Origin of the sequence: Sphingobium sp. DN12 (assembly GCF_051058005.1) — a bacterium.
Lineage (GTDB): Bacteria > Pseudomonadota > Alphaproteobacteria > Sphingomonadales > Sphingomonadaceae > Sphingobium > Sphingobium yanoikuyae.
On the sequence record NZ_CP173717.1, the window covers coordinates 1157519 to 1180746 of the forward strand.

Genomic DNA, 23228 nt, shown 5'->3' on the forward strand with positions numbered 1-23228 from the left:
CATGCGCCGCTTTTGCCGGTCAGGCAGTCAGATAGTCAGGCGGTCAGGGGGATGATGTCGACCATGTCGCCGGCAATGGCGGGGGCTGAGCCGGCCGGCCGGCGGATCAGACAGTCGGCCAGCGCCATGGCGGCGGTGGCGGCGCTGTCCTGCGATGTGACCGAGACGATGCCGTCGGCCCCGCGATAGGCGCGCAGATAATCGTCGCGCTCCGCCGTTGGGCCGAGTGGGGCCGCAAGGCGGGCCTGCACGACCGGCGGCAGCGGCGCGCGCGATCCGGCGAGATGGCGGACCAGCGGGCAGAGGAAGAGGGTGCCGGTGACGAAGGCGGAAACCGGATTGCCCGGCAGGCCGAGAAAGGTGGCGTTCCCCAGGCGCCCGGCCATCAGCGGCTTCCCCGGCCGCATCGCGATCTTGTAGAAATCGAGCGTGCCGCCGGCGGCCGCGAAGGCGGGGCGGACATAGTCATGGTCGCCGACCGAGGCGCCGCCGGTCGAGACGATGATGTCGGCCTGTGACGCCTGTTCCAGCGCCTGCGTCATGGCGGAGAGATCGTCGGGCACGATGCCGAGGTCGATCACCTCGCAGGGCAGGGCGGCGAGCAGCGCGGCCAGCATCGGCGCGTTGGAGGAGGGGAGATAGCCCGGCGGCGTCGGCGCGCCGGGGGGCACAAGTTCATTGCCGGTCGAGAGCAGGGCGATGCGGGGCCGGGCGCTGACGGGCAGGCTGCCATGGCCGCCAAGGACGGCAAGCGCGATCTGGCCCGGCGTGAGGCGGCTGCCTGCGCTGACCAGCAGCGTGCCGGCGCGGAAATCGGAACCGAGCGGGCGGACATGCCTGCCGGGCGTCAATATGCCGTCATGCGCGGTCAGTTTGTCGCCGGCGCGCGTGGCATTTTCCTGGATCAGGATCGCATCGGCGCCGGCCGGCAAGGGCGCGCCAGTGAAGATGCGGCAAGCCTGGCCCGGTTGCAGGGGCGGGATATCGGCGTCGCCCGCGCTGCTGGTGGCGACCAGCTGCCACGGTCCGGCGCCTTCGGATGCGCGCACGGCATAGCCGTCCATCGCGGAAAGATCGGCCCAGGGCTGGTCGCGGAGCGCGGTGATGTCGGTGGCGAGCCAGCGACCGGCGCAGGCGGAGACGGGCACATGTTCGGCCGGCAACGGATCGGCAAGGGCAAGGAGCCGCGCCTGCGCGTCCGCGATCGGCATCAGGCTCATCGGCCAGCTTGCTCCGGCGCGGTCCAGTCGCCCGACTTGCCGCCGCGCTTGGCGAGCAGGCGAACATCGCCGATTATCATGCCCTTATCGAGCGCCTTGGCCATGTCATAGACGGTCAGGAGCGCGGCGGTCGCGGCGGTCAGCGCCTCCATCTCCACCCCGGTCTGGCCGGCGGTGCGCGCGGTCGCGGTGACGGTGACGCCGTCGTCGTGCAGGGCAAAGTCGATGGTGACGGCGCTCAGCGGGATCGGATGGCAGAGCGGGATCAGTTCGGCGGTGCGCTTGGCCGCCATGATGCCGGCGACACGGGCAACGGCCAGCACATCCCCCTTCTTGACGAGGCCGGCGGCGATCGCCTGCGCAGCGTCGGCGGCCATGGTGATGCGCCCGGCGGCCACCGCCTCGCGCGCGGTCACAGCCTTGGCCGAGACATCGACCATGCGAGCGGCGCCATCCTCGTCCAGATGGGTGAGGCCGGTCATGCGCCCGTCAGCAGGTTGCGGGTCGCCGCCTCGACATCGGCCTGGCGCATCAGCGTTTCGCCGACCAGGAAGCAGCGCACGCCATGATCGGCCATGGCGGTGAGGTCGGCATGCGAACCAAGGCCGCTTTCGGCGACAAAAGTGCAGCCGTCGGGCGCCTTGCCCACCAGTTCATAGGTGCGAGCGAAATCGACGCTGAAGTCGCGCAGATCGCGGTTGTTGACGCCGATCAGGCGCGAGCGGAGCTTGAGCGCGCGTTCCAGTTCGGCCTCGTCATGCACCTCGACCAGGGCATCCATGCCAAGGCCGAGCGCCGCGTCCTCTATCTCCTGCATCTGGCCGTCGTCCAGCGCGGCGACGATGATCAGGATCGCGTCGGCGCCGAGCGCGCGGCTTTCGAGGATCTGCCAGGGATCGACGATGAAATCCTTGCGCAGCGCCGGCAGCGCGCAGGCCGAGCGGGCGGCCATCAGATAATCGTCATGGCCCTGGAAATAGGGCTCGTCGGTCAGCACCGAAAGGCAGGCGGCGCCGCCGGCGGCATAGGCCACCGCATGGGCCGGCGGATCGAAATCGGCGCGGATCAGCCCCTTGGACGGGCTGGCCTTCTTCACTTCGGCGATCAGGCCGAAGCCCGAGCGGGCGGCATCGTCCAGTGCCCTGCGGAAGCCGCGCGGCGGGGTCTGCTCGCTGGCGCGGGCGTGGAGCGAGGCGATCGTCGTCGCGGCCTTGCGGCGGGCGACATCCTCGCGCTTGAAATCGCAGATTTCGATGAGCTTGTTGGTCATTGATAGGCAATCCAGCAATTGAGGAGTGCGTTGGCAAGGCCGTTGTCGATCGCTTCGGCGGCCTGTTCGACGCCTTCCTGGAAATCATGGGCGGCATCGGCCACCACCAAAGCGGCGGCGGCGTTGAGCAGCACGGCGTCGCGATAGGCACCGGCCTCGCCCTGGAGCAGGGCGCGGAGCGCCGCAGCATTATGGGCCGGGTCGCCGCCGCGAATGGCGGTGACGGGATGGGTCGAGAGGCCGAGGTCCGCGGCGGTCAGGCGGCGCATCGCGACCACGCCGTCGGCCGTCACCTCGGCAATGTCGTTGCCGCCGGCGAGCGAGAGTTCGTCGAGCCCTTCGTCGCCCGACACGATCATCGCATGGGTGGCGCCAAGCTGGCCGAGCGCATCGGCATAGATGGGGACGTAAGCGGGGCGGGCGATGCCGACCAGTTGGCGGCGGACATTGGCGGGATTGGCGAGCGGCCCCATCAGGTTGAAGATGGTGCGTTCGCCAATCGACCGGCGGATCGGGCCGAGGCGCTTGAGCGCAGGGTGATAATTTTGCGCGAACAGGAAGCAGATGCCCAGATCCTTGAGCGTCGCTTCCGCCGTGGCGGCGGCGCGATCGAGGTCGAGGCCCAGCGCTTCGAGCGTGTCGGCGGCCCCCGCCTTGGACGAGGCAGCGCGATTGCCATGCTTGGCGACCGGTACGCCGGCGGCCGCAACCACCAGGCTGACGGCGGTCGAGACGTTGAGCGTATGATGGCCGTCGCCGCCGGTGCCGCAAACGTCGATCGTGCCGTCGGGCGCGTCGACCGGGATCATCCGGGCGCGCATCGCGCGGGCGGCGGCGGCGATCTCCGTCGCGGTCTCGCCGCGCCGCGCCATGGTGACGAGGAAGCCGGCGATCGCCTCGTCCGACAGGTCGGCGTCGAACAGCAGGTCGAAGGCGCGGGCGGCTTCGTCGGCGGCCAGGGGCGCGCTGGGATCGGGCAACAGGGTCATAGGCCAAGCCTTTAGTCCCGGCCGCGCGCGAAAGTCGAGGGCGACATGCTATTTGCCCGCCAATTGGAATTTTGTTGCGTGGCCCGGCAATTGGCTTGACGCGGGCACCAAAGGGGCGTTGTCGGGAAAACTATGCGCCGTCCCTGGTCGACCCTGTTCTGGAGCCTTGCCATCCGCCAGCGCCGCCGGTTGCGCGAGAGCGAGGCGGCCTTCATCCTGCTCGCCATACTGGCGGGCGTGGCGGCGGGGCTGATCACCAACCTGTTGCAACTGATGGCGCACGGCATTCAGGAACTTCTCTATGGCGTCAGCATCAACCGGCTGAGCGCGTTGGGCGAGATCCGTCATCCCTGGCGGCTGCTGGGCCTGCCGTTGGGCGGCCTGGCGCTGGTGCTGCTGGCGCGGCTGCTGCGCCGGCGGCAACGGCCGCTGATCGACGTGGTGGAGGCCAATGCCCTGCATGGCGGGCGCATCCCGATGGCCGACAATCTGGTGATCGCCGGGCAGACGGTCTTGTCGAACGGAGCGGGCGCATCGGTCGGGCTGGAGGCGGCCTATGCGCAGATGGGCGGCGGCGTCGCGTCGCTGCTGGGCCAATGGCTGAAGCTGCGGCGCAATGATCTGCGCACCCTGGTCGGCGCGGGCGCGGGGGCAGGCGTGGGCGCGGCCTTCGGCGCGCCGCTGGCCGGCGCCTTCTACGCGTTCGAGATCGTGATCGGCCATTATACGCCGGCCGCGATTGCACCGGTGGTGGCGGCGGCCTTGAGCGCGGCGTTCGTGACGCGGGCGCTGGGCGTCGAGCCGTGGCTGATCGCGACCACGGCGGACCGGATATTGGGGACGGCGGACTATCTTCTCTATGCGCTGCTCGGCCTGGTCTGCGCGGGGCTGGGCATCCTCATCATGCGGATGGTGACCTTTGCCGAGCTGCGGGTGCAGGGCTGGACCTGGCCGGGGCGGTGGCGGCCGGTGATCGGCGGCGTGCTGCTGATGCCGCTCGCCTGGTTGACGCCGCAGACCTTGTCGGCCGGGCATGGCGCGCTGCACCTCAACCTCATCCTGCTGCCCGACTGGACCGTGCTGCTGATGATCCTGTGCCTCAAGATCTCGGCATCGGTGATTTCGCTGAGCTTCGGCTTTCGCGGCGGGCTGTTCTTCGCGTCCTTGTTCCTGGGATCGCTGGCGGGGCAGATTTTCGCGCAGCTGGTCGACCTTGTCGGGATCGGCTGGTCGCTCGACCCCAATGATGCGGCGCTGGTGGGGATGGCAGCGCTCAGCGTCGCGATCGTCGGCGGGCCGATGACGCTGGGGCTGCTGATGCTGGAGACGACCCATGATTTCCAGCTGATGGGCGTGGTGCTGACCGCGTCGCTGCTGTCGAGCGCGGTGACGCGGGAAATGTTCGGCTATTCCTTCTCCACCTGGCGGCTGCATCTGCGCGGATCGACCATCCGCAGCCCGCGCGACATTGGCTGGGTGATGAACCTGACCGCCGGGCGGATGATGCGGCGCGACTGGGTGTCGGTGCCCGATACGATGAGCGTCGGCCAGTTTCGCGCGCTGGTGCCGCTGGGGTCGGCGAGCAAGGCGATCATGATCGACGGCGCGGGCGGCTATCGCGGCATCGTGCCGACGGCGGCGGCCTATCGCCCCGAACTGGCGGAGGATGCGCCGATCGCGCCGCTGGCAACGATGGCCGATATCTCGCTGCGCGCCGACGCGGATATCCGCGCGATCCTGCCCCTGTTCGACAAGGCGGCGGCGGACGAGCTGGCGGTGGTGGACGAAAGCGGGCTGGTGCTGGGTGTGCTGACCGAGAAACATGCGCGGCGGCGCTATTTCGAGGAGATTGAGAGTTCGCAGCGGGCGTTGTTCGGGGAAGGGTAGAGGCTTTTTGGAAAATGCGCGGAAGAGCGCATTTTCGATGCCGCACCGGCCCGCGCCCCCACCCGGCCTCCCACAGTATATCGCCGCGGGGCGTCCGGGCGGGCGCGCGGGCCGGGCCGGGGTTGCATTGGCGGGGCAGGGCTGTAGAAGGCCGGCATTCGCATGGACCCGGTGAAATTCCGGGTGGCTATTCCGGCCGCCGATCCGCCGGACAACATCACACATGATTATCGAACGCGCCCCGGATGGCGCCATGTGCATTGATGTGGATTTTCGACATGACCCAATTTTTCAGCCGCTATCGCCGCCAATGGTTCAGCGACGCCCGGACGGCGCGCCATGACATCATGGCCGGCATCGTCGTCGCGCTCGCCCTGATCCCCGAAGCGATCGGCTTTTCCATCATCGCCGGGGTCGACCCGCGCGTCGGTCTCTATGCCTCGGTCGCGATCGCCATCACCATCGCGCTGATCGGCGGGCGGCCGGGGATGATCTCCGCCGCGACCGCCGCCGTCGCCGTGCTGGTCGGGCCGCTGGTGCGCGACCATGGCGTCGAATATCTGTTCGCCGCGACGATCCTGATGGGGGTGGTGCAGATCATCGCCGGGCTGCTGCGGCTCGACCTGCTGATGCAGTTCGTGTCGCGATCGGTCATCACCGGCTTCGTCAATGCGCTGGCGATCCTGATCTTCATGGCGCAACTGCCGCAGCTGACGAATGTCGGCTGGCAGACCTATGCGATGGTGCTGGCCGGCCTCGCCATCATCTATCTCTTCCCCCGGATCACCAAGGCGGTGCCGGCGCCGCTGGTGGCGATTTTGCTGCTGAGCGTGCTGTCGATCGGCCTGGGCCTGCCGGTGCATACGGTCGGCGACATGGGGCGGCTGCCCGAAGGACTGCCGAGCCTTGCCCTGCCGCAGGTGCCGCTGACCTGGGAGACGCTGCGCATCATCCTGCCCTATTCGGTGACGATGGCGGCGGTCGGCCTGCTCGAATCGCTGCTGACCGCGCAGATCGTCGACGACATGACCGATAGCGACAGCGACAAGCAGCGCGAATGCATGGGGCAGGGCGGGGCGAATATCGTCGCGTCCCTGTTTGGAGGCATGGGCGGCTGCGCAATGATCGGCCAGTCGGTGATCAACGTCACGTCCGGCGGGCGCGGGCGGCTGTCGACCTTCGTCGCCGGTGCCTTCCTGCTGTTCCTGCTGGCGGTGCTGGGGCCGTGGGTCGGGCGCATCCCGATGCCCGCGCTGGTCGCGGTGATGGTGATGGTGTCGATCGGCACCTTCAGCTGGGCCTCGATCGCCAATCTGCGGCGCCATCCGCCCACCTCCTCGGCCGTCATGCTGGCGACGGTGGTGGTCGTGGTGGCGACCCGCGACCTGTCGCTGGGCGTGCTGACCGGCGTATTGCTGTCGGGCATCTTCTTCGCCGCCAAGGTGCAGCGCATGTTCGCGGTGGAGCGCAGCGAGGTCGATGGTCGGGCGACCTATCGCGTCACCGGCCAGATCTTCTTCGCCTCGGTCGATCGCTTCACCCGCGCCTTCACCGGCGAGGAAAGCGCGGCCCATGTACTGATCGACGTGTCGGGCGCGCATTTCTGGGATATTTCGGGCGTCGGCGCGCTCGACAAGATCATCGCCCGGCTGCGGCGCGAAGGGCGCATGGTCGAGGTAGTCGGCTATAACCGGGCGAGCGCGGACATCGTCGACCGCTTCGCCCTGCACGACAAGACCGGGGTGGAGACGGGGGCGGTGCCGCACTGACATGCGGCCTGCCCCGCCGTCATCCTGACGGAGAAGAGTGAAGAGGCGGAGCGGCCTTACGCCGCTTCGCGCTCGCGGACCGGGATGCCGGCGATCTTCATGAAATTGGCCAGCATGTCATGGCCATGTTCGGTCGCGATGCTTTCCGGGTGGAACTGGACCGAATGGATCGGCAGGGTCGCGTGGCGGAAGCCCATGACCGATCCGTCCTCGCTGGTCGCGTTGACCACCAGGTCGGCCGGAATATCCTCGACGATCAGCGAGTGATAGCGGGTCGCGGTGAAGGGCGAGGGGAGGCCGGCGAACAGGCCGGTGCCGTCATGGCGCACCGGCGAGGTCTTGCCGTGCATCAGCCCGCCGCGCACCACCTTGCCGCCGAAATGCTGGCCGATCGCCTGATGGCCCAGGCACACGCCCAGCAGCGGCGCGCCGGCATCGGCGCAGGCCGCGACCAGATCCAGGCTGACACCCGCCTCATTGGGGGTGCAGGGACCGGGCGACAGCAGGAAGGCCTTGGCCCCGCTCGACAGGGCCTGGCCCGCCGAGATGGCGTCGTTGCGCACGACCTCTACCTTGGCCCCCAGCTCCATCAGATAATGGACAAGGTTCCAGGTGAAGCTGTCATAATTGTCGATGACGAGGATCATGGGACACAGCCTATAGGCGCGGATGACGATGGGGGGAAGGGGATGTGGGGCAGGAGGCGAATTTAGAACGCGGATGAACTGGAATTGCCGTTTGCGCTTTTGCGAGGCATCTCTGGATGCTTACACCTCCGAGGGGGCATGTGATGGTGCGGACAGTGTGGGAGCGGGTGCGGGCGCTAGGCGTTATTGTGAGTTGTGTCGCCACGACTTCATGCGGCGATGGCGCGGTGCCTACGCTGGATCAAATCGAGATTTTCGCGCCGGGTATGGAAATATCTGTGCAGCAGAATGGTGCTGGCCAATATCGTCAAATCTCGGAACGCAAGACGGGGCACTTTGACATCGGTCGCGAGGGCTTCGTGAAGTTGCAAACGCAAACAGAGCCTTTTCGGATTTCCGATGACTCCATGTCGGCGAAGGAGGTTTCCAATTACATTGCCAGTGGGCAGCGCTGCGAGGGCCATTATGCCACTGACCAAGGTGGCATAAGCCTTCATTGGAAGGGCGAGTCCGTAGATCAATTTTACGCGGTGGATTATGGCTGCGACGGTCAGCGCCATGCGGCTAGAAACAAAGTTCTCCAAGGAATTTTGGCATCAATGCCGGTTCCTCATCCGGAGTTTCTCCCCTAAAAAATGGTCAAGCGGCGCTGAGCCGCCGCCCATCCCTTAGCGTTTCTTGTGCTTGCCCCGGCTGCTGCCGATGTGGCGGATGTTGGTGGGGCGGCCGCGGTGGATTTTCGGGCGGGTGCGGTCGCGTTTCAGCGGACCGCCGCGCGGGGACGGATTGTCGGGCAGCTCGAAGCGCAGCGCGCCGTTGATCGGGTCGGCTTCGGCCAGGCGCAGTTCCAGCCGCTGGCCGACCGTATAGCGGTCGCCGCTTTCGATGCCCTGCAGCGCCTTGCCCGCTTCGTCGAAGAAGAAATGCTCGGCGCCCAGCGTCGATACGGGCACGAGGCCGTCGCCGCCCAGCCCCTCGACCGTGGCGAAGAAGCCGAAATTCTGGACCCCGGTGATCCGCGCCTTCACCACCTCGCCGACATGGGCCGACAGGAAGGCGGCGACATAGCGGTCGATCGTCTCGCGCTCCGCCTCCATCGCGCGGCGTTCATGGCCCGAGATCATCTCGCCGACCCGGCCCATATTCTCATAATCCTCCTGGCTGAGGGAGGAGCGATCGGGGATCGCCTTGTCCTTGGGCGCAGGCAGTTCGAGATCATAGGCGCCGACCAGCGCGCGATGGACCAGCAGGTCGGCATAGCGGCGGATGGGCGAGGTGAAATGGGCGTAGCTGCCCAGCGCCAGGCCGAAATGACCCATATTCTGCGGCGCATAATAGGCCTGGGTCTGGGAGCGCAGGATCTGGGTCATGATCTGCTCCTTCTCCTCCGACTCGCCGACCTTCTTGATCAGCTGGTTGAAGGTGGACGGGCGGATCACCTGGCCGAGCGCGAAGTCGATGTCGAAGGTGGCGAGATATTCCTTGAGCGCGACCAGCTTGTCGCGGCCCGGCGTTTCATGGACGCGGTACATGACCGGCGCCTTCTTCGCCTCCAGCGCCTTGGCGGCGGCGACGTTGGCGGCGATCATATAATCCTCGATCAGCATATGGGCGTCGAGCCGTTCGCGCACGGCGACGCTGACGATCTTGCCCCATTCGTCGAGGACGACGCGCCGTTCGGGCAGGTCGAGCGCGAGCGGATCGCGCTTTTCGCGGGCCTTGCGCAGCAGCGCCCAGCAGGCCCAGAGCGGCTTCAGGGCCGGTTCGAGCAATTCATTATCCTGCTCGCCATCGATCGCGGCCTGCGCATTTTCATAGGCAAGGACGGCGGCGACGCGGATGATGGCGCGGGAGAAGCGGAAGCGCGTCACCTTGCCCTGCGCATCGATCACCAGATGGCAGGCCATGGCGGCGCGGTCCTGCCCGGCGCGCAGCGAACACATGTCGGACGAGAGCTGGTGCGGCAGCATCGGCACGACCAGGTCGGGGAAATAGACGCTGTTGCCGCGCTTGCGGGCTTCGCGGTCGAGCGCGCTGCCGGGGCGGACATAATAGCTGACATCGGCGATCGCGACGATCGCCTTGTAGCCGCCTTCATTGGCCGGGTCTTCGTCCGGCGCGGCCCAGACCGCATCGTCATGGTCGCGGGCGTCGACCGGGTCGATCGCGACGATCGGGAGGTGGCGCAGATCCTCGCGCTTGTCCTCATGCAGCACCAGCTTCGACGCGGTGACCGCTTCCTCCTCCACCGCTTCGGGGAAGACATGGGGGATGCCATGCTTGTGAATGGCGATCAGGCTGAAGCTGCGCGGGGCGAAGGGATCGCCAAGAATGTCGGTGACGCGCGCGCTGATCCGCGGCGGGCGGCCGGTCGGCTCGGCCAGGACCAGATCGCCCTTCTTCGCGGTGCCGATGTCGCTGATCGGCGTATCCTTGCGGATGCGCTTGTCGACCGGGCGCAGCCACAGCTTGCCGTCGGCCATTTCCTCGACCACGCCGAGCAGCATCTCGGTTGCCTTGGCGAGCTTCTTCATCGGATGGGCGAGCCAGCCCTTGCCCGCTTCCTCGGTGCGGGCGAGGATGCGGTCGCCGATCGTCAGCGCGCCGCGTTTGCCCCGTTCGACCACGCGGATGCGGGGCGCGGGCTGGCCTTCGGCCTCCCAGCGTTCGGGGGTGGCGATCAGGGTGGTGTCGTCGACATCGACGATGCGCAGCACCGTCACCTTGGGCACGCCGCCCATCTTGTGGAAGGCGCGGGCCGGGCCGATGTCGAGCAGGCCCTCGTCCGCCATGTCCTTGAGCAGCGCCTTCAAGGCGATCTTTTCCTGCCCCTTGAGGCCGAATGCCTTGGCGATCTCGCGCTTGCCGGCGGGGGTGTCTGACTCGGTGATGAAGTCCATCACCTGCTGCCGGGTCGGGAACCCTGCGGGACGGACTTTCGCGCGGGCCGGGGCCGCCTTCTTCTGCTTCTGGGTCGATGCCATGGCACCGCTATAGGGGGCAGGCCGCATGGGCGCCAGTGGCATGGCGGGATGGCGGGGACGGATCGTTGGAACGGGCATGACGATATTGCTTCTCCCCCTGTTGCTCGCTGCCGCGCCTGATGCCCCGATCGCGCCGATCGATAAGACCAGTGCCGAACATTATGTCTGGGGCGGCAGCAATGACGGCTGGCATCTGGTGAAGCGCGACGAGATGTCGGTGATCCAGGAACGGATCGTGCCGGGCGGGGCGGAAGTGCGCCATTATCATCAGCGGGCGCGGCAGTTCTTCTATGTCCTGTCGGGTGAGTTGACGCTGGAGGCGGGCGGGGTGACCCATGTGCTCAAAGCGGGGCAGGGGCTGGACGTGCCGCCGGGCGTGCCGCACCGGGCGCAGAACAGGAGCGGCGCGCCGGTCGATTTCCTGGTCAATTCGACGCCCAAAAGCCATGGCGACCGGGTCGATGCGCCGGCGGAAAAATAGGAAATCCCTCGCTTAACTTCGCATATTTCCCGCACATTCTGATATTTTGGAACAGATGTTGGAAATCTTGTTGCGCGCAAGCCCGCTCGCTTTTGTGCGCCGTGCAGCGAGGACTATGCGGGCCATCAATCGGGCTGATACCAGTAGATATCATGGCCGATCTTGGAGAAGTGTGGACCTGACGGCGGACCTTTCCGGCTATCATGCGTGATGAAATAGCCCCAGCCGCCGTCAAAATAGGGCTTTGTCAGAATGTCGACGCCATCGGGGGAAATCGTGACGCTCATGGGATCGAGCTGCGCAATGTGATGTGGCCAACGGCTTTTGGGCACGAATTGTTGGCTGGCGGGCGTTCGCGCAGCCAAGGCTTTGGCTTCCCGTTCGATCGCCTGCAGGGTTGCGGTGTCCTGAACTGGCTGTTGGCACCCGGTGAGCGAGGCAAGGATGGCCATGATGGCGAGGCCGCCAATGCAATTTGCGTGCATATACTCCCCCGATGCGGAACGCTGGCACTTATGAAGTGGGTCTAGCGGATCGCACCGCTGTAGGACAGGCTTGCAGCATGGCATGGCTGCGGTAGAGGGGCGGGATGCAGCTTCTTATCGATGGTGAGCTGGTCGATGGCGCGCGCGCGATCGACCTTGTCAATCCGGCGGACGGGCAGGTCTTTGCCGCCGCGCCCTGTGCCGATGCGGCGCAGGTGGAGCGGGCGGTGGCGGCCGGGCAGCGGGCCTTTGCCGGCTGGCGCGCGCTGGACTTTGCCGAGCGTGGCGCGCGGATTGTGGCGCTGGCCGATGCGCTGGAGCGCCGGGCCGAGGATTTTGCTACGCTCCTGACGCAGGAACAGGGCAAGCCGCTGGCCGAAGCGCGGGGCGAGATAGAGGGGGCGGTGGCGGCGCTGCGCTATCATGCCGGGCTGCGGCTGGAGCCGATAGTGCTGAAGGACAGCGCGACCGAGCGTGTGGTCGAGCAGCGCCATCCGCTGGGCGTGGTGGCGGCGATCGTGCCGTGGAATTATCCGCTGCTGCTGCTGGCGCTCAAGCTCGCGCCGGCGCTGATCGCGGGCAATGTGGTGATCGCCAAGCCCGCGCCGACGACGCCGCTGACGACATTGATGCTGGGCGCGCTGGCGGCCGACATCTTCCCCGCCGGGGTGGTGCAGATGCTGGGCGATGCCGGCAATGTCGGGCCGATGCTGACGGCGCATCGGGGAATCGCCCATGTCAGCTTCACCGGATCGACCGCGACCGGGCGGCGAGTGATGGCGGCGGCGGCCGACACGGTGAAGCGCTTCACGCTGGAACTGGGGGGCAATGATCCGGCGATCCTGCTGGACGATGCCGATGTCGCGGCGGTGGCGCCGATCCTGTTCGACGGGGCGATGGGCAATGCCGGGCAGGTCTGCCTGGGCGTCAAGCGCATCTATGCGCCGCGCGCGCTGATGCCGGCGCTGGGCGCGGCGCTGGTTGCCTGCGCGGAGCGGGCGGTGGTCGGCGACGGGCGGGCGGCCGGCACGACCATAGGTCCGGTGCAGAATGCGGCGCAATATGCGCGGCTGGTCGATCTGCTGGCGGAGACGGGCGCGCAGGGGCGGGTGCTGCATGGCGGCGCCCCCATGGAGGGAGCCGGCTATTATATTGCGCCGACGATCGTCACCGACCTGCCCGACGCGGCGCGGCTGGTGCAGGAAGAACAGTTCGGGCCGATCATCCCGCTGCTCGCCTATGATGACGAGGCGGAACTGGTGCGCCGGGTGAATGACGGCCCCTATGGGCTGGGCGCGTCGGTATGGACCGCCGATGCGGCGCGCGGGCAGGCGATGGCGGCGCGGATCGACAGCGGGCTGGTCTGGGTCAACCGATTGTTCGACCTGCCCTTCGACGTGCCGATCGGCGGCGCCAAGCAATCGGGCATCGGCCGGCACCAGGGGCTGGCCGGGGTGGAGGAATTCACCCAGATCCGCATCGTCAATGCGGCGCTGGGCTGAGCGGAGGAGCGTGGTGATGACCGAGATATTGCTCTTTTCCTATAGCACGCTGCGGCTGGCGGAGGTGCAGATGGCGCTGTTCGGCCGGCTGGTGCAGGGCGAGCCGGATGCGATGCCGGGCTATTGCCAGCGCATGATCGAGATCAGCGATCCGGATGTGATCGCCAAGAGTGGCACGCGATGGCACCCGATGGTCGAGCCGAGCGACGATCCAGAGGATGCGGTGGAGGGGACGCTGTTCCGCCTGACCGAGGCGGATGTCGCGAGCGCCGACGCCTATGAGGTCGACTATGTCCGGCGGGAAGTGGTGCTGCGGTCGGGACGGCGGGCCTTTGTCTATGGGGACAAGGGCGCCTGATCAGGCGGCGCTGACGATGTCGGTGCGCGCGAAATCTTCGCCGATGAAGAGCAGGGGGCAATCGCGCTCCCGCGCTAGCGCATAGCCGAAACAGTCGCCGAAATTGAGCGCGGCGGGATGAAGGCCCTTGCCCCATTGCGTGTAGGCAGCGGCAACCCGGCGGGCGTCTTCGGGGGTGACCGGGACGACCTCTACGCCGAGGCCGTCAATCAAAGTGGCGGCTTCCGTCCCGACGGAGCGGCGATCGGCGACGATCAGCGTTTCCGCCAGCGTGCCCGCTGACATCAGCAAAATGTCGCTTCCCGCGATCGCGGCGATACAGCGGTCCGCTTCGGGCTCGTCGAGCAGGATTGCCATGATCGCCGACGTATCGATCACGATCATTCGGGCAGGCCCGTCTCACCATAGAGAAAGTCCTGGCTGCGGGCGGCGTCCGGCCCAGCGGCTGGGCGCGCGGCCGCGCGCAATTTTTCCATCAGCCCGCGTCGACTGGCACCGTCAACAGGTTGGCGGATCGGGACAAGGCGGACGGCGGCCTGGCCATGGCGGGTCAGGATAACCTCGTCTCCGGCTTCTGCGCGGCGGACGAGATCGGTCAACTGGCCCTTTGCTTCTGAGACCGAAATGCGCATCGAAAAGCTCCTGATAAATGGGTCTTAATATGGACCATTGCATGGTCCAAATCAAGGTTCCGGCCAACGGAAGGGGATGCGGCTGTCGCCGGTGATCTGACCCTGCGCGTCGAAGCGGCGTTCCAGCGCCAGACCGGTGCCATCCGGGGCGATGGCGAGGATGCTGCTGCAGCGGGTGCCATAGATGGGATTGCGGATGAAGATGGGGGAGAGGGGCGGCTCCAGCGGGGCGTCGGACGGCGTGGCCGGGGCGATGCCGGTGGCGGGCAGGGTCTCGCGGCGCAGGGCGTCGAACAGATTTTCCGGATCGGTCGCGCCGGCGATCAGCCATTGCAGCATCGCCTCCTTGAGCGCGAGCGTCTTGGGCCAGGGCTGGCCGAGCGGGCCATTGGAGAGGCCATAAAGGCCGGGCGCGAGCAGGCTGCGCTGGGGTTCGGGGCGATTGGTGAGGAAGACGAGCCGGTCGCGGTCGGCGAGCAGCAGGTTGAACGGGTTGAAATCGTCGAGCGCGGCCGCATGGGGATCGGCATAGGTGCCGGCGCCGGTCAGCAGGTCGGTGACCAGTGCGCCGCGTGAGGCGCGGTCGGGCAGGGGGTCGCCGAAGCCGCGCAAATTGGTGATGACGGCGACGCGGCCATCCTCGTCTGCGCCGAGCCAGGTGCCGCCCGATTGCAGGTCGCGCCCGGCGATCAGCCCCGGCCGGTCGTCCCAGCGCGCCATCGCGGCGGCGGGGCGGGCATGATATTCGTCGCGATTGCCGATCAGGACAAGCTGCCAGCGCGGGTGCGCCCGCCACGCCAGTGCCACGATACACATAATGCCGCCTCCATCCTTCAACACCGGCTTGATAAATGGCGCGGCCGCCGCCATATAGGGGGTGCCGGGTTCGCCCGGCTATGGTGATAAATCGTGTCGTATAATAGACGCAGCGGACCCGGGGGCAGTACCCGGCGGTTCCACCACATGTCCCGGAAGGCCTTTGGTCTGGCGGGGTGTCTGATGGGGCCGAACTAGGATCGACGTGTGTTCAAAGGCGATGCTTTTACCCGGCCCGTGTAAGCCGTTAAACTGTGCAAAACTCACAAGTGCCAACGATAACGAAGCACTCGCCATTGCAGCGTAATTGAGGGCCTCGCGGCCTGACATTACTCTAAAATAGCGCGGTTGAACCCACCGGGCAACAGAAGGGAATTCAGCGGCCCCCGGAGGCGCCGGGCAACAGAAGCCTCCGGACCCAATCCATCAGACGATGTTTTTTCAGGCCACGCCGCTTGCGGCGCATGGCCTTTTTGCGCGTCCATGATGCGATTCGAATCGGGCGAAATTTGCATGCCGCATTCGATTTCACTTTTATGACATTGATGTGAAAAACGCATAAGCCAATGAAATTGCGCCGATATAAAATGGAATCGACGCCCGTGCCTGATCTTGTGCCGATGTCATCAAGATGAAATAATTCCGGCTATGTTGGAAAGTTTTTTTCGGAGAAAATCGATGTTCAAGGCGGCGGCAGTTGCGGGCTTTCTTCTGGCTTCGGCAGTGCCGGCCATGGCGTCGGCGGCGGATGACGTGATCGTCAGCGTCGTGCCGGATGCGGGTCTGGCCGCGTCGGCGCTGCTCGCCCATGATTTCGACAAGGCCGCCCGCAAGCTGCAGGCGGTCTGGCCCGACACCATCAACGATCCGGCGCGCCTGATCAACCTGGGCAATGCCTATGCGGGGATGGGGCGCACCAGCGATGCGCGTGAGGCCTATGCCGCGGTTGCGCGCGTGCCCGACATGACGCTGGTGCTGGCCGATGGCAGCGAGGAATCCTCGCGCTCGATCGCGCAGCGCGCTTCGGCCCGCCTGAATACGAGCTATGCGATGCGCTGAACGCCCTGTTTCAGTGTCACGCGCAGGGGCGTCGTCCGGTGGGCGGCGCCCCTTTCTGTTGGCTGTGGCGGTTGGGTCACTGTCTTTGAACTGTAATTTTACCGACCCCGATATGTCATAAAAGGAAAATGAGGCTGTCATTTACCGCGCCTACCTGCCGCTTCCGAGGGCGACAGGGGGCGTTGTCCGATTCGCTTTTCCCCCTTGCGCTCCGCATCGCAACAAACCCGGCAGAAGCCGGAGCGGAGACGACATGGCCAAGATCAACCGTATCCATAATATCCTGATGGCGGGCTGCGCCTGCGCGGCGCTGGCTGCCTGCGGCGCGGACGACATCGCTTCGCCCGGCACCGGTGGCGACGTGATCATCAACCCGACGCCGACCCCCACGCCGACGCCGACCCCCACGCCGACCCCGGCCGCCGTCACCCCGGCTGGCGGCTGCCCGACGATCGCCGACCCCCAGGGCCTGACGGATGATGGCACGATTTCCAATGCTGCCGGTGACAGCTGGCGCGTCTGCACGCTGCCGTCGATCATCGCCAAGAGCATCACTCTGCCGAAGATCGCCGGGCTGGTCTATCAGATGAAGGGGCGCGTCGACGTTGGTTGTGATAGCGGTTTTGCAGCGCCGACGACCTCTGCTCCGGTCGCCAGCACGACCGTGAATTGCACTAAGGAAAAAGGCTTTACGCTGAATGGCACGGTAACGTTGCCGTCGGGACAAACCGCGCCCGCGCTGACCGCAGACACCAACGTCACCCTGACGATTGAGCCAGGCGTCGTGGTGTATGGCGGCACCGGCACGAGCTGGCTGGCCGTCAATCGCGGCAACAAGATCAACGCCGTTGGCACCGCGACCTCGCCGATCGTCTTCACCAGCAGCGACAATATCAAGGGCATCGCCAGCGAAAGCTCGATGGGTCAGTGGGGCGGCGTCGTGCTGATGGGCCGTGCGCGCGTCACCGACTGCAACAGCGGCGGTTCCGTTGGTGCCGATACCTGCGAGCGCCAGACCGAAGGTTCGGCCGATCCGGCCGTCTATGGTGGTCGTGACGACACCTATAATGCGGGCACGTTGAAATATGTCCAGATCCGCTATTCGGGCTATGTGCTGGGTTCGAACTCCGAACTGCAGGCGCTGACGACTGAAGGCACCGGCAGCGGCACCACGCTGGACTATATCCAGAGCTTCAACAGCTCGGACGACGGCGCGGAATTCTTCGGCGGCACGGTCCACATGAAGCATTATGTCGCCACCGGCGCGGACGATGACAGCGTGGACGCCGACACCGGCATCCAGGGGCGCTTCCAATATGTGCTGATCGTGCAGCGTCCGGGCCAGGGCGACGCGCTGATGGAAATCGACAGCAATGGTCTGGAAAGCGATACCCCGCGCCAGAACACCATCGTCGCCAACTTCACCGCGATCCAGTCGCAGGGCAGCAGCAACAACGAAGCCAATGACCAGGCCTCGATCCTGAACCGCGGCAACAGCGACCTGACGCTGGTGAACGGCATCGTCGTGTCGCCGAACAACGAGTGCGTCCGCCTGCATGGCACCGGCACTGCCGCGACCCGCGCCACGCTGACCGCCCGTTCGGTGCTGATGCAGTGCAACGCGACGAAGTATATCGGTTCGGGTAGCGGCGCGACCGCCTACACCGCCGCCGATGTTGCCGCCATCTTCAGCGGCAACAACAACAATGATGCCTACACGGCCTCGCTGAGCGCGGTGTTCATCAACGGTGCGGCCGAAACCGCCGCCACCGCGATCGACGCCAAGACGCTGGACAGCTTCTTCGACACGACGACCTATGTCGGCGCGGTCAAGGACGCCAACGACACCTGGTACGCCGGCTGGACCTGCAACTCGGCCTACGCGCCGTTTGACAGCACCAGCAACGGCCGCCGCGCCTGCACCTCGATCCCGCTCTAAGACGGGACGGACCTGATGCGGGGCGGGACGCGGCCATGATCGGCCGCATCCCGCCCCGAAACGTGCAATGACCTTATCTAGGGGATATTCGATGGCGACGCCGCTCAAGTTCGCGGGCCTGCTGCTGCTTTCCACTGCGCTGGTCGCGCCGGCCGCGCTGGCCCAGGAAGTGCCCGCGCCCGCCGATGCCACCACGTCCGACCCGCAGGCGGCCGATCCTGCTGCCGCTGCCGGTCGTTCGACCGCCGAGGATCCGGAGGCGGCGCCCGACATTTCGGTCCCCGGTTCCGACATCATCGTCACCGGCCGCCGCAGTGCCAACGTCCAGAAGAATATTCCGGCGGTGGTTTCGGTCCTGTCTTCGGCCGATATCGCCCGGACGGGCGACGGCAATATTGCCGGCGCGCTGGGCCGCGTCACCGGCCTGTCGGTGGTCGGCAACGGCTATGTCTATGTCCGAGGCCTGGGCGATCGCTATTCGCTCGCACTGCTGAACGGTTCGCCGCTGCCCAGCCCCGAGCCGCTCAAGCGCGTCGTGCCGCTGGACCTGTTCCCGACCAACATCGTTTCTTCGTCGATGGTGCAGAAGAGCTATTCGGCCAATTATCCCGGCGAGTTCGGCGGCGGCGTCATCAACCTGACGACCAATGCGGTGCCGGCGGAAAGCTTCCTGACGATCAGCGGCGGTATCGGTGCCAACACCGAAACCACCTATCAGATGGGCTATAGCTATTATGGCAGCAAGAGCGACTGGACCGGCTTCGACAATGGCAGCCGCGACATTCCGCCGGCGCTCGCCGCCTTCTTCGCCAGCGGCGAACGGATCAGTTCGGGCAATGTCGACAGCACCGCGATCGCGGCGGAAATGGTGCGCTTCAGCAAGGGCACCGTCCAGCGCATCAAGGATATCGACCCCAATTATTCGGCGACCATCTCGGGCGGCACCTCGTTCGATCTGGGTGGTTCGACCCTGGGCCTGATCGCCACCGCCGGCTACAGCAACAAGTGGACGACGCGCGACCAGCGCCAGCAAAATTCGATCACGCCCGACCTGTCGGCGCTCAATTCGGATTTCCAGCGCGTCACCACCGACAATCGCATCGTCGTCAACGGCCTGCTGGGCCTGGGCCTGGAGTTTGGCGACAACAAGATCCGATGGACCAACCTCTATATCCGCGACACGCTCAAGCACACCCGCATGGGCCTGGGCAACACCCAGACCCAGCCGACGTCGGACATCATGGAGCAGGATACCGCCTGGTATGAGCGCCAGCTGATCGACACGCAGGTGGTGGGCGAGTTCAAGCTGAGCCCGGCGTTCAGCCTGGACGTGCGCGGCGGCTTCGCCAATTCGCAGCGCGAAGCCCCCTATGAACTGTCGTTCGAATATATCCGCACCAATGCGGCGGCCGACCCCTATGGCAATCTGTTCGTCAACCGTCTGAACGGCAATACCGGCCAGACCGCGACGGTCAGCTTCTCCGACCTCAACGAGGATCTGTGGTCGGGCGGCGCGGACCTGACCTGGAAGCCGTCGGCCGACATGGCGCTGACCGCCGGCTATGCCTATGTCGACACCAACCGCACCAGCTCGCGCCGCGACTTCCAGTTCCGCGCGTCGAGCGACATGCCCGAGGGCGTGGGCGTGCTGCGCCCCGACCTGCTGCTGGCACCGGGCATCGTCAACGCGTATGATATTGCCCTGATCGAGACCAACGAAGGCAATCCTGCCTTCCGCGCGACGCTCAAGAACCATGCCGGCTATGGCAAGTTGAACTGGCAGATACTGGACGACCTGTCACTTGATGCAGGCGTGCGTTATGAAACGGCCAAGCTCAACGTGTCGCCGCTGCAGGTGTTCAGCACGCCGGGCGCCAGCACGGCCTCGACCCAGCTCGACAATGATTACTGGCTGCCCAGCGGCACGCTGACCTGGCAGATGCGCGACGACATGCAGGTGCGCCTGAACGCGTCGAAGACCATTGCCCGGCCGCAGTTCCGCGAACTGATCTATCAATTCTATTTCGATCCGGACACCAACCGTCGCTATCAGGGCAACCCCTATCTGCAGGACAGCAAGCTGTTCAACGCGGAAGCGCGCTATGAATGGTATTTCGCGCGGGATCAGCGCTTTACGCTGTCGGGCTTCTACAAGACCATCGACAATCCGATCGAAACCTTCATCTCGCTCAACAGCGATGCGTTCATCACCAGCTTCGCCAACGCGCCCAAGGCCGACCTTTATGGTGGCGAAGTCGAGCTGCAGAAATATTTCGACCTGTCGTCCATGTCGGACAGCGCGTTCTTTTCGACCCGCCGTCTGGTGACGATCGCCAACTATACCTACACCAAGTCGAAGCTGAAGGTGAAGGAAGGTGATACGACCGCCGTGTTCGGCGCGTCGTCGACGCTGGCGACCGACTATTTCCGCAACGGTTCGCCGCTGACGGGCCAGTCGGACCATCTGGTTAACTTCCAGTTCGGCCTGGAGGACCAGGACAGGCTGTCGCAGCAGACGCTGATCCTGTCCTATGCCAGCAAGCGCGTAACCAGCCGTGGCCTGGCCAACCAGGATCAGCCGGACGTCTATGAACATCCCGGCATCAACCTGGACTTCGTGGCGCGCCAGGGTGTCTATGTCGCGGGACGCCAGTTCGACGCCAAGTTCGAGGTGCGCAACATCCTCGGCAACGACTATGAGGAAAGCCAGTCGAACGGCACCAACAAGGTCATCTACAACGCCTATAATTATGGCACGACCTTCAACTTCTCGCTGTCGACGACCTTCTGACGTCAGGCACAGCCGGAACGGAAAGGGCGCCCGATCGGGCGCCCTTTTGCGTTGAGGGATCGACGGCGCAGGCTCATTTCTCCATCAGCAGCTTCACGATCCGGCGCTTGCCGAAGCGCAGCGGGTCGGCGAACCAGGTTATCTCCACTTTCTGCCCTTCGCGCAGATAGGGCGGACCGCCGGCAAAGCCGCAGAAGGTCGCCACCGGACAGCGGCTACCCTCGTGCCAGGAAAAACTCTTCCCGCCGATGTCGAAGCCATGGGTGACATTGGTCTGATGTTTCTGGAAGGAGAGGGGGTCGGTATTCCGGCTGCGCGTGCGGATGTCCCATAATTTGCTGATCCGCCCCTTGGTCACGCTCATCTGGTTCATGTCCATGGCGCCGACCCGCAACTGGTCGAACAATGGCAGGCCGCCGAACCACAGGCCAGCCAGCAGGATTGCGGCCGGCATATGGCGCGGCATCCGTCGCCCGGATCGCTTCCACCAGCGGGCGCCCAGGAACAATAGGGCAAAGAAGATCAGATAGAGGGTCGCCGCCCAGTCGAACGGCGCCATGCTCCTGTCATAGGCTGTAATCACGCGATCCTCCCCCCGTGCATTGTTCCCGTCATGCCATGACGGGTGCGAAAGGAAAGAGGCTGGCAGTGCGTGCGACCGGGCAGGCGTGCAGCCCGTGCATCATCACGGGCGCTTCGCAGGGTTTTCCCCGATACCCCGTTGCCAGGCGAGCATGCAGACACAGGCGACCCAATTCCTGTTCATGCGAAGGGAAAGCACCATGGCCGACAAGAAACCCAATATCCTCGTCATCTGGGGCGACGATATCGGGATATCGAACCTCAGTTGCTACACCGACGGGGTGATGGGCTATCGCACGCCCAATATCGACCGGATCGCCAGGGAGGGGATGAAGTTCACCGACAGCTATGGCGAGCAGAGCTGCACCGCCGGCCGTTCCTCCTTCATCACCGGACAGAGCGTGCTGCGCACCGGCCTGTCCAAGGTCGGCATTCCCGGCGCGCCGGTGGGCATGAGCGATAAGATCATCACCATCGCCGCGCTGCTGAAGGAGCAGGGCTATGCCACCGGCCAGTTCGGCAAGAACCATCTGGGCGATCTCAACCATATGCTGCCGACCAACCATGGCTTCGACGAATTTTTCGGCAATCTCTATCACCTGAACGCCGAAGAAGAGCCGGAGATGGAAAATTATCCGCTCAACGAACCGGACATGCCGCATTTCAAGGAACGCTTCGGCCCGCGCGGGGTGATCCATTCCTTCGCGACCGATGTCGACGATGTCACCGAAATGCCGCGCTGGGGCAAGGTCGGCAAGCAGAAGATCGAGGATACCGGCCCGCTGACGGCCAAGCGTATGGAAACCTGCGACGATGAATTCGTCGAACGCGCGTCGAAATTCATCAAGCAGGCGGAGGCCGATGGAAAGCCGTGGTTCGTATGGGTGAACACGACCCATATGCACATGTTCACGCACCCCAAGCCGGGCAGCAAGGGCCAGGCCGGCCGCTGGCAGTCCGACTATCACGACACCATGATCGATCATGACAAGAATGTCGGCCAGCTGCTCGACCTGCTGGACGAACTGGGCATCGCCGAGGACACGCTGGTCCAATATTCGACCGACAATGGCCCGCATCGCAACAGCTGGCCCGATTGCGGCACGACGCCGTTCCGCAGCGAAAAGAACACCAATTGGGAAGGCGCCTTCCGCATTCCGATGATGGTGCGCTGGCCGGGCAAGGTGCCGGCCGGATCAGTTTCCAACGGCATCGTCCAGCATCATGACTGGCTGCCGACCTTCCTGGAAATGGCGGGCGAGCCCGACATCGTCGAGAAGGTGAAGAAGGGCTACAAGGCGATCGGCCGGACCTACAAGAACCATATCGACGGCGTCAGCCTGGTCGGACACATCACCGGCAAGGAGGAGAAGAGCCCGCGCAACGCCTTCTTCTACATCAGCGACGATGGCGACATCCTGGCCATGCGCTACGACAATTGGAAATGCGTGTTCCTGGAGCAGCGCTGCGCCGGCACGATGAAGGTCTGGGGCGAGCCGTTCACCCGGCTGCGCATTCCCAAGCTCTTCAACCTGCGGATCGATCCCTATGAGTTCGCCGATATCACATCCAACACCTATTATGACTGGGTGTTGAAGAACACCTTCCTTCTCTATGGCGCGCAGGCGGGGGCGGCCCAATTTGCCGACACCTTCAAGGAATTCCCGCCGATCCAGAAGCCCAACACCTTCACCATCGACGACGCGATCAACGCGATGGGCGATGCGGCGGGTGGCGCGAGCTGAACCATGAAAAAAGCGGCGCGGGATACTGTCCCGCGCCGCTCCTGATAATCGCTGTCCTGATGCCGCCGCCCG

The 23228-nt window shown here is 65.4% G+C and carries 21 protein-coding genes, 1 other RNA gene and 1 other annotated feature; of the genes, 11 read left to right on the plus strand and 11 right to left on the minus strand.

Annotated features, from left to right (window positions below; translation table 11 throughout):
* Positions 1 to 35: 35 nt before the first annotated feature.
* The 4 genes from ACI6S0_RS05495 to trpD are packed head-to-tail and all read right to left on the minus strand — an operon-like array spanning position 36 to position 3479.
* The gene (locus tag ACI6S0_RS05495) at positions 36 to 1220 is read right to left on the minus strand and encodes a molybdopterin molybdotransferase MoeA (RefSeq protein WP_434405243.1); all 1185 of its coding nucleotides are present in this window, start codon (positions 1218 to 1220) and stop codon (positions 36 to 38) included.
* The gene (gene moaC, locus ACI6S0_RS05500) at positions 1217 to 1702 is read right to left on the minus strand and encodes a cyclic pyranopterin monophosphate synthase MoaC (RefSeq protein WP_434405244.1); all 486 of its coding nucleotides are present in this window, start codon (positions 1700 to 1702) and stop codon (positions 1217 to 1219) included. Before moaC ends, ACI6S0_RS05495 begins: the two co-directional genes overlap by 4 nt.
* Positions 1699 to 2490: an indole-3-glycerol phosphate synthase TrpC gene (gene trpC / locus ACI6S0_RS05505; RefSeq protein ID WP_434405245.1), complete on the minus strand. Its 792-nt coding sequence runs from the start codon at positions 2488 to 2490 to the stop codon at positions 1699 to 1701. The genes moaC and trpC overlap by 4 nt, the downstream gene beginning before the upstream one ends.
* Positions 2487 to 3479 (minus strand): anthranilate phosphoribosyltransferase, encoded by a 993-nt coding sequence (trpD, locus tag ACI6S0_RS05510; RefSeq protein ID WP_434405246.1) that lies wholly within the window; start codon positions 3477 to 3479, stop codon positions 2487 to 2489. The genes trpC and trpD overlap by 4 nt, the downstream gene beginning before the upstream one ends.
* Before the next feature lie 132 nt (positions 3480 to 3611).
* Here trpD and ACI6S0_RS05515 point away from each other — a divergent pair, with 132 nt between their 5' ends.
* Together ACI6S0_RS05515 and ACI6S0_RS05520 are read left to right on the plus strand one after the other, a co-directional pair.
* A complete protein-coding gene (locus tag ACI6S0_RS05515) occupies positions 3612 to 5366 on the plus strand; it encodes a chloride channel protein (protein WP_434405247.1) in 1755 nt (584 codons plus the stop codon).
* Positions 5367 to 5527: 161 nt separating this feature from the next.
* Positions 5528 to 5583: a sequence feature (sul1 is cis-regulatory element that is thought to sense ions involved in sulfur or methionine metabolism; They are found in Alphaproteobacteria), on the plus strand.
* 61 nt (positions 5584 to 5644) lie between these two features.
* The gene (locus ACI6S0_RS05520; protein WP_434405248.1) at positions 5645 to 7135 is read left to right on the plus strand and encodes a SulP family inorganic anion transporter; all 1491 of its coding nucleotides are present in this window, start codon (positions 5645 to 5647) and stop codon (positions 7133 to 7135) included.
* Positions 7136 to 7191: 56 nt separating this feature from the next.
* Here ACI6S0_RS05520 and ACI6S0_RS05525 read toward each other — a convergent pair whose 3' ends face one another.
* Positions 7192 to 7782 (minus strand): anthranilate synthase component II, encoded by a 591-nt coding sequence (locus tag ACI6S0_RS05525; protein ID WP_007708936.1) that lies wholly within the window; start codon positions 7780 to 7782, stop codon positions 7192 to 7194.
* A 143-nt stretch (positions 7783 to 7925) separates the two neighbouring features.
* Between ACI6S0_RS05525 and ACI6S0_RS05530 the strand changes: the two genes are divergently transcribed.
* The gene (locus ACI6S0_RS05530) at positions 7926 to 8414 is read left to right on the plus strand and encodes a hypothetical protein (protein WP_434405249.1); all 489 of its coding nucleotides are present in this window, start codon (positions 7926 to 7928) and stop codon (positions 8412 to 8414) included.
* Between the two features lie 36 nt (positions 8415 to 8450).
* On the opposite strand, the gene rnr is transcribed toward ACI6S0_RS05530, so the two are convergent.
* Entirely contained in the window at positions 8451 to 10766 is a 2316-nt protein-coding gene (gene rnr / locus ACI6S0_RS05535; protein WP_434405907.1) for a ribonuclease R, read from the minus strand.
* A 76-nt stretch (positions 10767 to 10842) separates the two neighbouring features.
* Between rnr and ACI6S0_RS05540 the strand changes: the two genes are divergently transcribed.
* The gene (locus ACI6S0_RS05540) at positions 10843 to 11247 is read left to right on the plus strand and encodes a cupin domain-containing protein (protein ID WP_434405250.1); all 405 of its coding nucleotides are present in this window, start codon (positions 10843 to 10845) and stop codon (positions 11245 to 11247) included.
* Between the two features lie 125 nt (positions 11248 to 11372).
* On the opposite strand, the gene ACI6S0_RS05545 is transcribed toward ACI6S0_RS05540, so the two are convergent.
* A complete protein-coding gene (locus ACI6S0_RS05545; RefSeq protein ID WP_434405251.1) occupies positions 11373 to 11699 on the minus strand; it encodes a hypothetical protein in 327 nt (108 codons plus the stop codon).
* Between the two features lie 137 nt (positions 11700 to 11836).
* Between ACI6S0_RS05545 and ACI6S0_RS05550 the strand changes: the two genes are divergently transcribed.
* Entirely contained in the window at positions 11837 to 13234 is a 1398-nt protein-coding gene (locus ACI6S0_RS05550) for an aldehyde dehydrogenase family protein (RefSeq protein ID WP_434405252.1), read from the plus strand.
* A 16-nt stretch (positions 13235 to 13250) separates the two neighbouring features.
* On the plus strand, positions 13251 to 13592 hold the full coding sequence (locus ACI6S0_RS05555; RefSeq protein WP_434405253.1) for a gamma-glutamylcyclotransferase family protein: 342 nt from the start codon (positions 13251 to 13253) through the stop codon (positions 13590 to 13592).
* On the opposite strand, the gene ACI6S0_RS05560 is transcribed toward ACI6S0_RS05555, so the two are convergent.
* The 3 genes from ACI6S0_RS05560 to ACI6S0_RS05570 are packed head-to-tail and all read right to left on the minus strand — an operon-like array spanning position 13593 to position 15040.
* The gene (locus ACI6S0_RS05560) at positions 13593 to 13976 is read right to left on the minus strand and encodes a type II toxin-antitoxin system VapC family toxin (protein WP_037511740.1); all 384 of its coding nucleotides are present in this window, start codon (positions 13974 to 13976) and stop codon (positions 13593 to 13595) included.
* A complete protein-coding gene (locus tag ACI6S0_RS05565; protein ID WP_434405254.1) occupies positions 13973 to 14224 on the minus strand; it encodes a type II toxin-antitoxin system Phd/YefM family antitoxin in 252 nt (83 codons plus the stop codon). The genes ACI6S0_RS05560 and ACI6S0_RS05565 overlap by 4 nt, the downstream gene beginning before the upstream one ends.
* Before the next feature lie 51 nt (positions 14225 to 14275).
* Positions 14276 to 15040, minus strand: coding sequence for an NRDE family protein (locus ACI6S0_RS05570; protein WP_434405255.1), 765 nt, complete (start codon positions 15038 to 15040; stop codon positions 14276 to 14278).
* A 24-nt stretch (positions 15041 to 15064) separates the two neighbouring features.
* On the opposite strand from ACI6S0_RS05570, the gene ssrA reads away from it, so the two are divergent.
* The 4 genes from ssrA to ACI6S0_RS05590 all read left to right on the plus strand — a co-directional run bounded on the left by ssrA (position 15065) and on the right by ACI6S0_RS05590 (position 20829).
* Positions 15065 to 15419: a transfer-messenger RNA gene (ssrA, locus tag ACI6S0_RS05575) on the plus strand.
* A 299-nt stretch (positions 15420 to 15718) separates the two neighbouring features.
* Positions 15719 to 16099 (plus strand): hypothetical protein, encoded by a 381-nt coding sequence (locus ACI6S0_RS05580; RefSeq protein WP_004207460.1) that lies wholly within the window; start codon positions 15719 to 15721, stop codon positions 16097 to 16099.
* A 253-nt stretch (positions 16100 to 16352) separates the two neighbouring features.
* Positions 16353 to 18038: a hypothetical protein gene (locus ACI6S0_RS05585; RefSeq protein ID WP_434405256.1), complete on the plus strand. Its 1686-nt coding sequence runs from the start codon at positions 16353 to 16355 to the stop codon at positions 18036 to 18038.
* 91 nt (positions 18039 to 18129) lie between these two features.
* On the plus strand, positions 18130 to 20829 hold the full coding sequence (locus tag ACI6S0_RS05590; RefSeq protein ID WP_434405257.1) for a TonB-dependent receptor domain-containing protein: 2700 nt from the start codon (positions 18130 to 18132) through the stop codon (positions 20827 to 20829).
* 73 nt (positions 20830 to 20902) lie between these two features.
* Here the strand turns inward: ACI6S0_RS05590 and ACI6S0_RS05595 are convergent, their stop codons facing one another.
* The gene (locus ACI6S0_RS05595; RefSeq protein ID WP_434405258.1) at positions 20903 to 21412 is read right to left on the minus strand and encodes a hypothetical protein; all 510 of its coding nucleotides are present in this window, start codon (positions 21410 to 21412) and stop codon (positions 20903 to 20905) included.
* A 199-nt stretch (positions 21413 to 21611) separates the two neighbouring features.
* Here ACI6S0_RS05595 and ACI6S0_RS05600 point away from each other — a divergent pair, with 199 nt between their 5' ends.
* Complete coding sequence (locus ACI6S0_RS05600; RefSeq protein WP_159366089.1) at positions 21612 to 23156, plus strand: arylsulfatase; 1545 nt, start codon at positions 21612 to 21614, stop codon at positions 23154 to 23156.
* Positions 23157 to 23228 lie beyond the last annotated feature (72 nt).

Coding starts and splice junctions, on each gene's coding strand:
- ACI6S0_RS05555 (WP_434405253.1), top strand. CDS start 13,251: ATGACCGAGATATTGCTCTTTTCCTATAGCACGCTGCGGCTGGCGGAG.
- ACI6S0_RS05530 (WP_434405249.1), top strand. CDS start 7,926: ATGGTGCGGACAGTGTGGGAGCGGGTGCGGGCGCTAGGCGTTATTGTG.
- rnr (WP_434405907.1), bottom strand. CDS start 10,766: ATGGCATCGACCCAGAAGCAGAAGAAGGCGGCCCCGGCCCGCGCGAAA.
- ACI6S0_RS05580 (WP_004207460.1), top strand. CDS start 15,719: ATGTTCAAGGCGGCGGCAGTTGCGGGCTTTCTTCTGGCTTCGGCAGTG.
- ACI6S0_RS05520 (WP_434405248.1), top strand. CDS start 5,645: ATGACCCAATTTTTCAGCCGCTATCGCCGCCAATGGTTCAGCGACGCC.
- ACI6S0_RS05585 (WP_434405256.1), top strand. CDS start 16,353: ATGGCCAAGATCAACCGTATCCATAATATCCTGATGGCGGGCTGCGCC.
- ACI6S0_RS05565 (WP_434405254.1), bottom strand. CDS start 14,224: ATGCGCATTTCGGTCTCAGAAGCAAAGGGCCAGTTGACCGATCTCGTC.
- ACI6S0_RS05540 (WP_434405250.1), top strand. CDS start 10,843: ATGACGATATTGCTTCTCCCCCTGTTGCTCGCTGCCGCGCCTGATGCC.
- ACI6S0_RS05515 (WP_434405247.1), top strand. CDS start 3,612: ATGCGCCGTCCCTGGTCGACCCTGTTCTGGAGCCTTGCCATCCGCCAG.
- ACI6S0_RS05570 (WP_434405255.1), bottom strand. CDS start 15,040: ATGTGTATCGTGGCACTGGCGTGGCGGGCGCACCCGCGCTGGCAGCTT.
- moaC (WP_434405244.1), bottom strand. CDS start 1,702: ATGACCGGCCTCACCCATCTGGACGAGGATGGCGCCGCTCGCATGGTC.
- ACI6S0_RS05550 (WP_434405252.1), top strand. CDS start 11,837: ATGCAGCTTCTTATCGATGGTGAGCTGGTCGATGGCGCGCGCGCGATC.
- ACI6S0_RS05600 (WP_159366089.1), top strand. CDS start 21,612: ATGGCCGACAAGAAACCCAATATCCTCGTCATCTGGGGCGACGATATC.
- ACI6S0_RS05590 (WP_434405257.1), top strand. CDS start 18,130: ATGGCGACGCCGCTCAAGTTCGCGGGCCTGCTGCTGCTTTCCACTGCG.
- trpD (WP_434405246.1), bottom strand. CDS start 3,479: ATGACCCTGTTGCCCGATCCCAGCGCGCCCCTGGCCGCCGACGAAGCC.
- ACI6S0_RS05545 (WP_434405251.1), bottom strand. CDS start 11,699: ATGGCCATCCTTGCCTCGCTCACCGGGTGCCAACAGCCAGTTCAGGAC.
- ACI6S0_RS05560 (WP_037511740.1), bottom strand. CDS start 13,976: ATGATCGTGATCGATACGTCGGCGATCATGGCAATCCTGCTCGACGAG.
- ACI6S0_RS05525 (WP_007708936.1), bottom strand. CDS start 7,782: ATGATCCTCGTCATCGACAATTATGACAGCTTCACCTGGAACCTTGTC.
- trpC (WP_434405245.1), bottom strand. CDS start 2,490: ATGACCAACAAGCTCATCGAAATCTGCGATTTCAAGCGCGAGGATGTC.
- ACI6S0_RS05495 (WP_434405243.1), bottom strand. CDS start 1,220: ATGAGCCTGATGCCGATCGCGGACGCGCAGGCGCGGCTCCTTGCCCTT.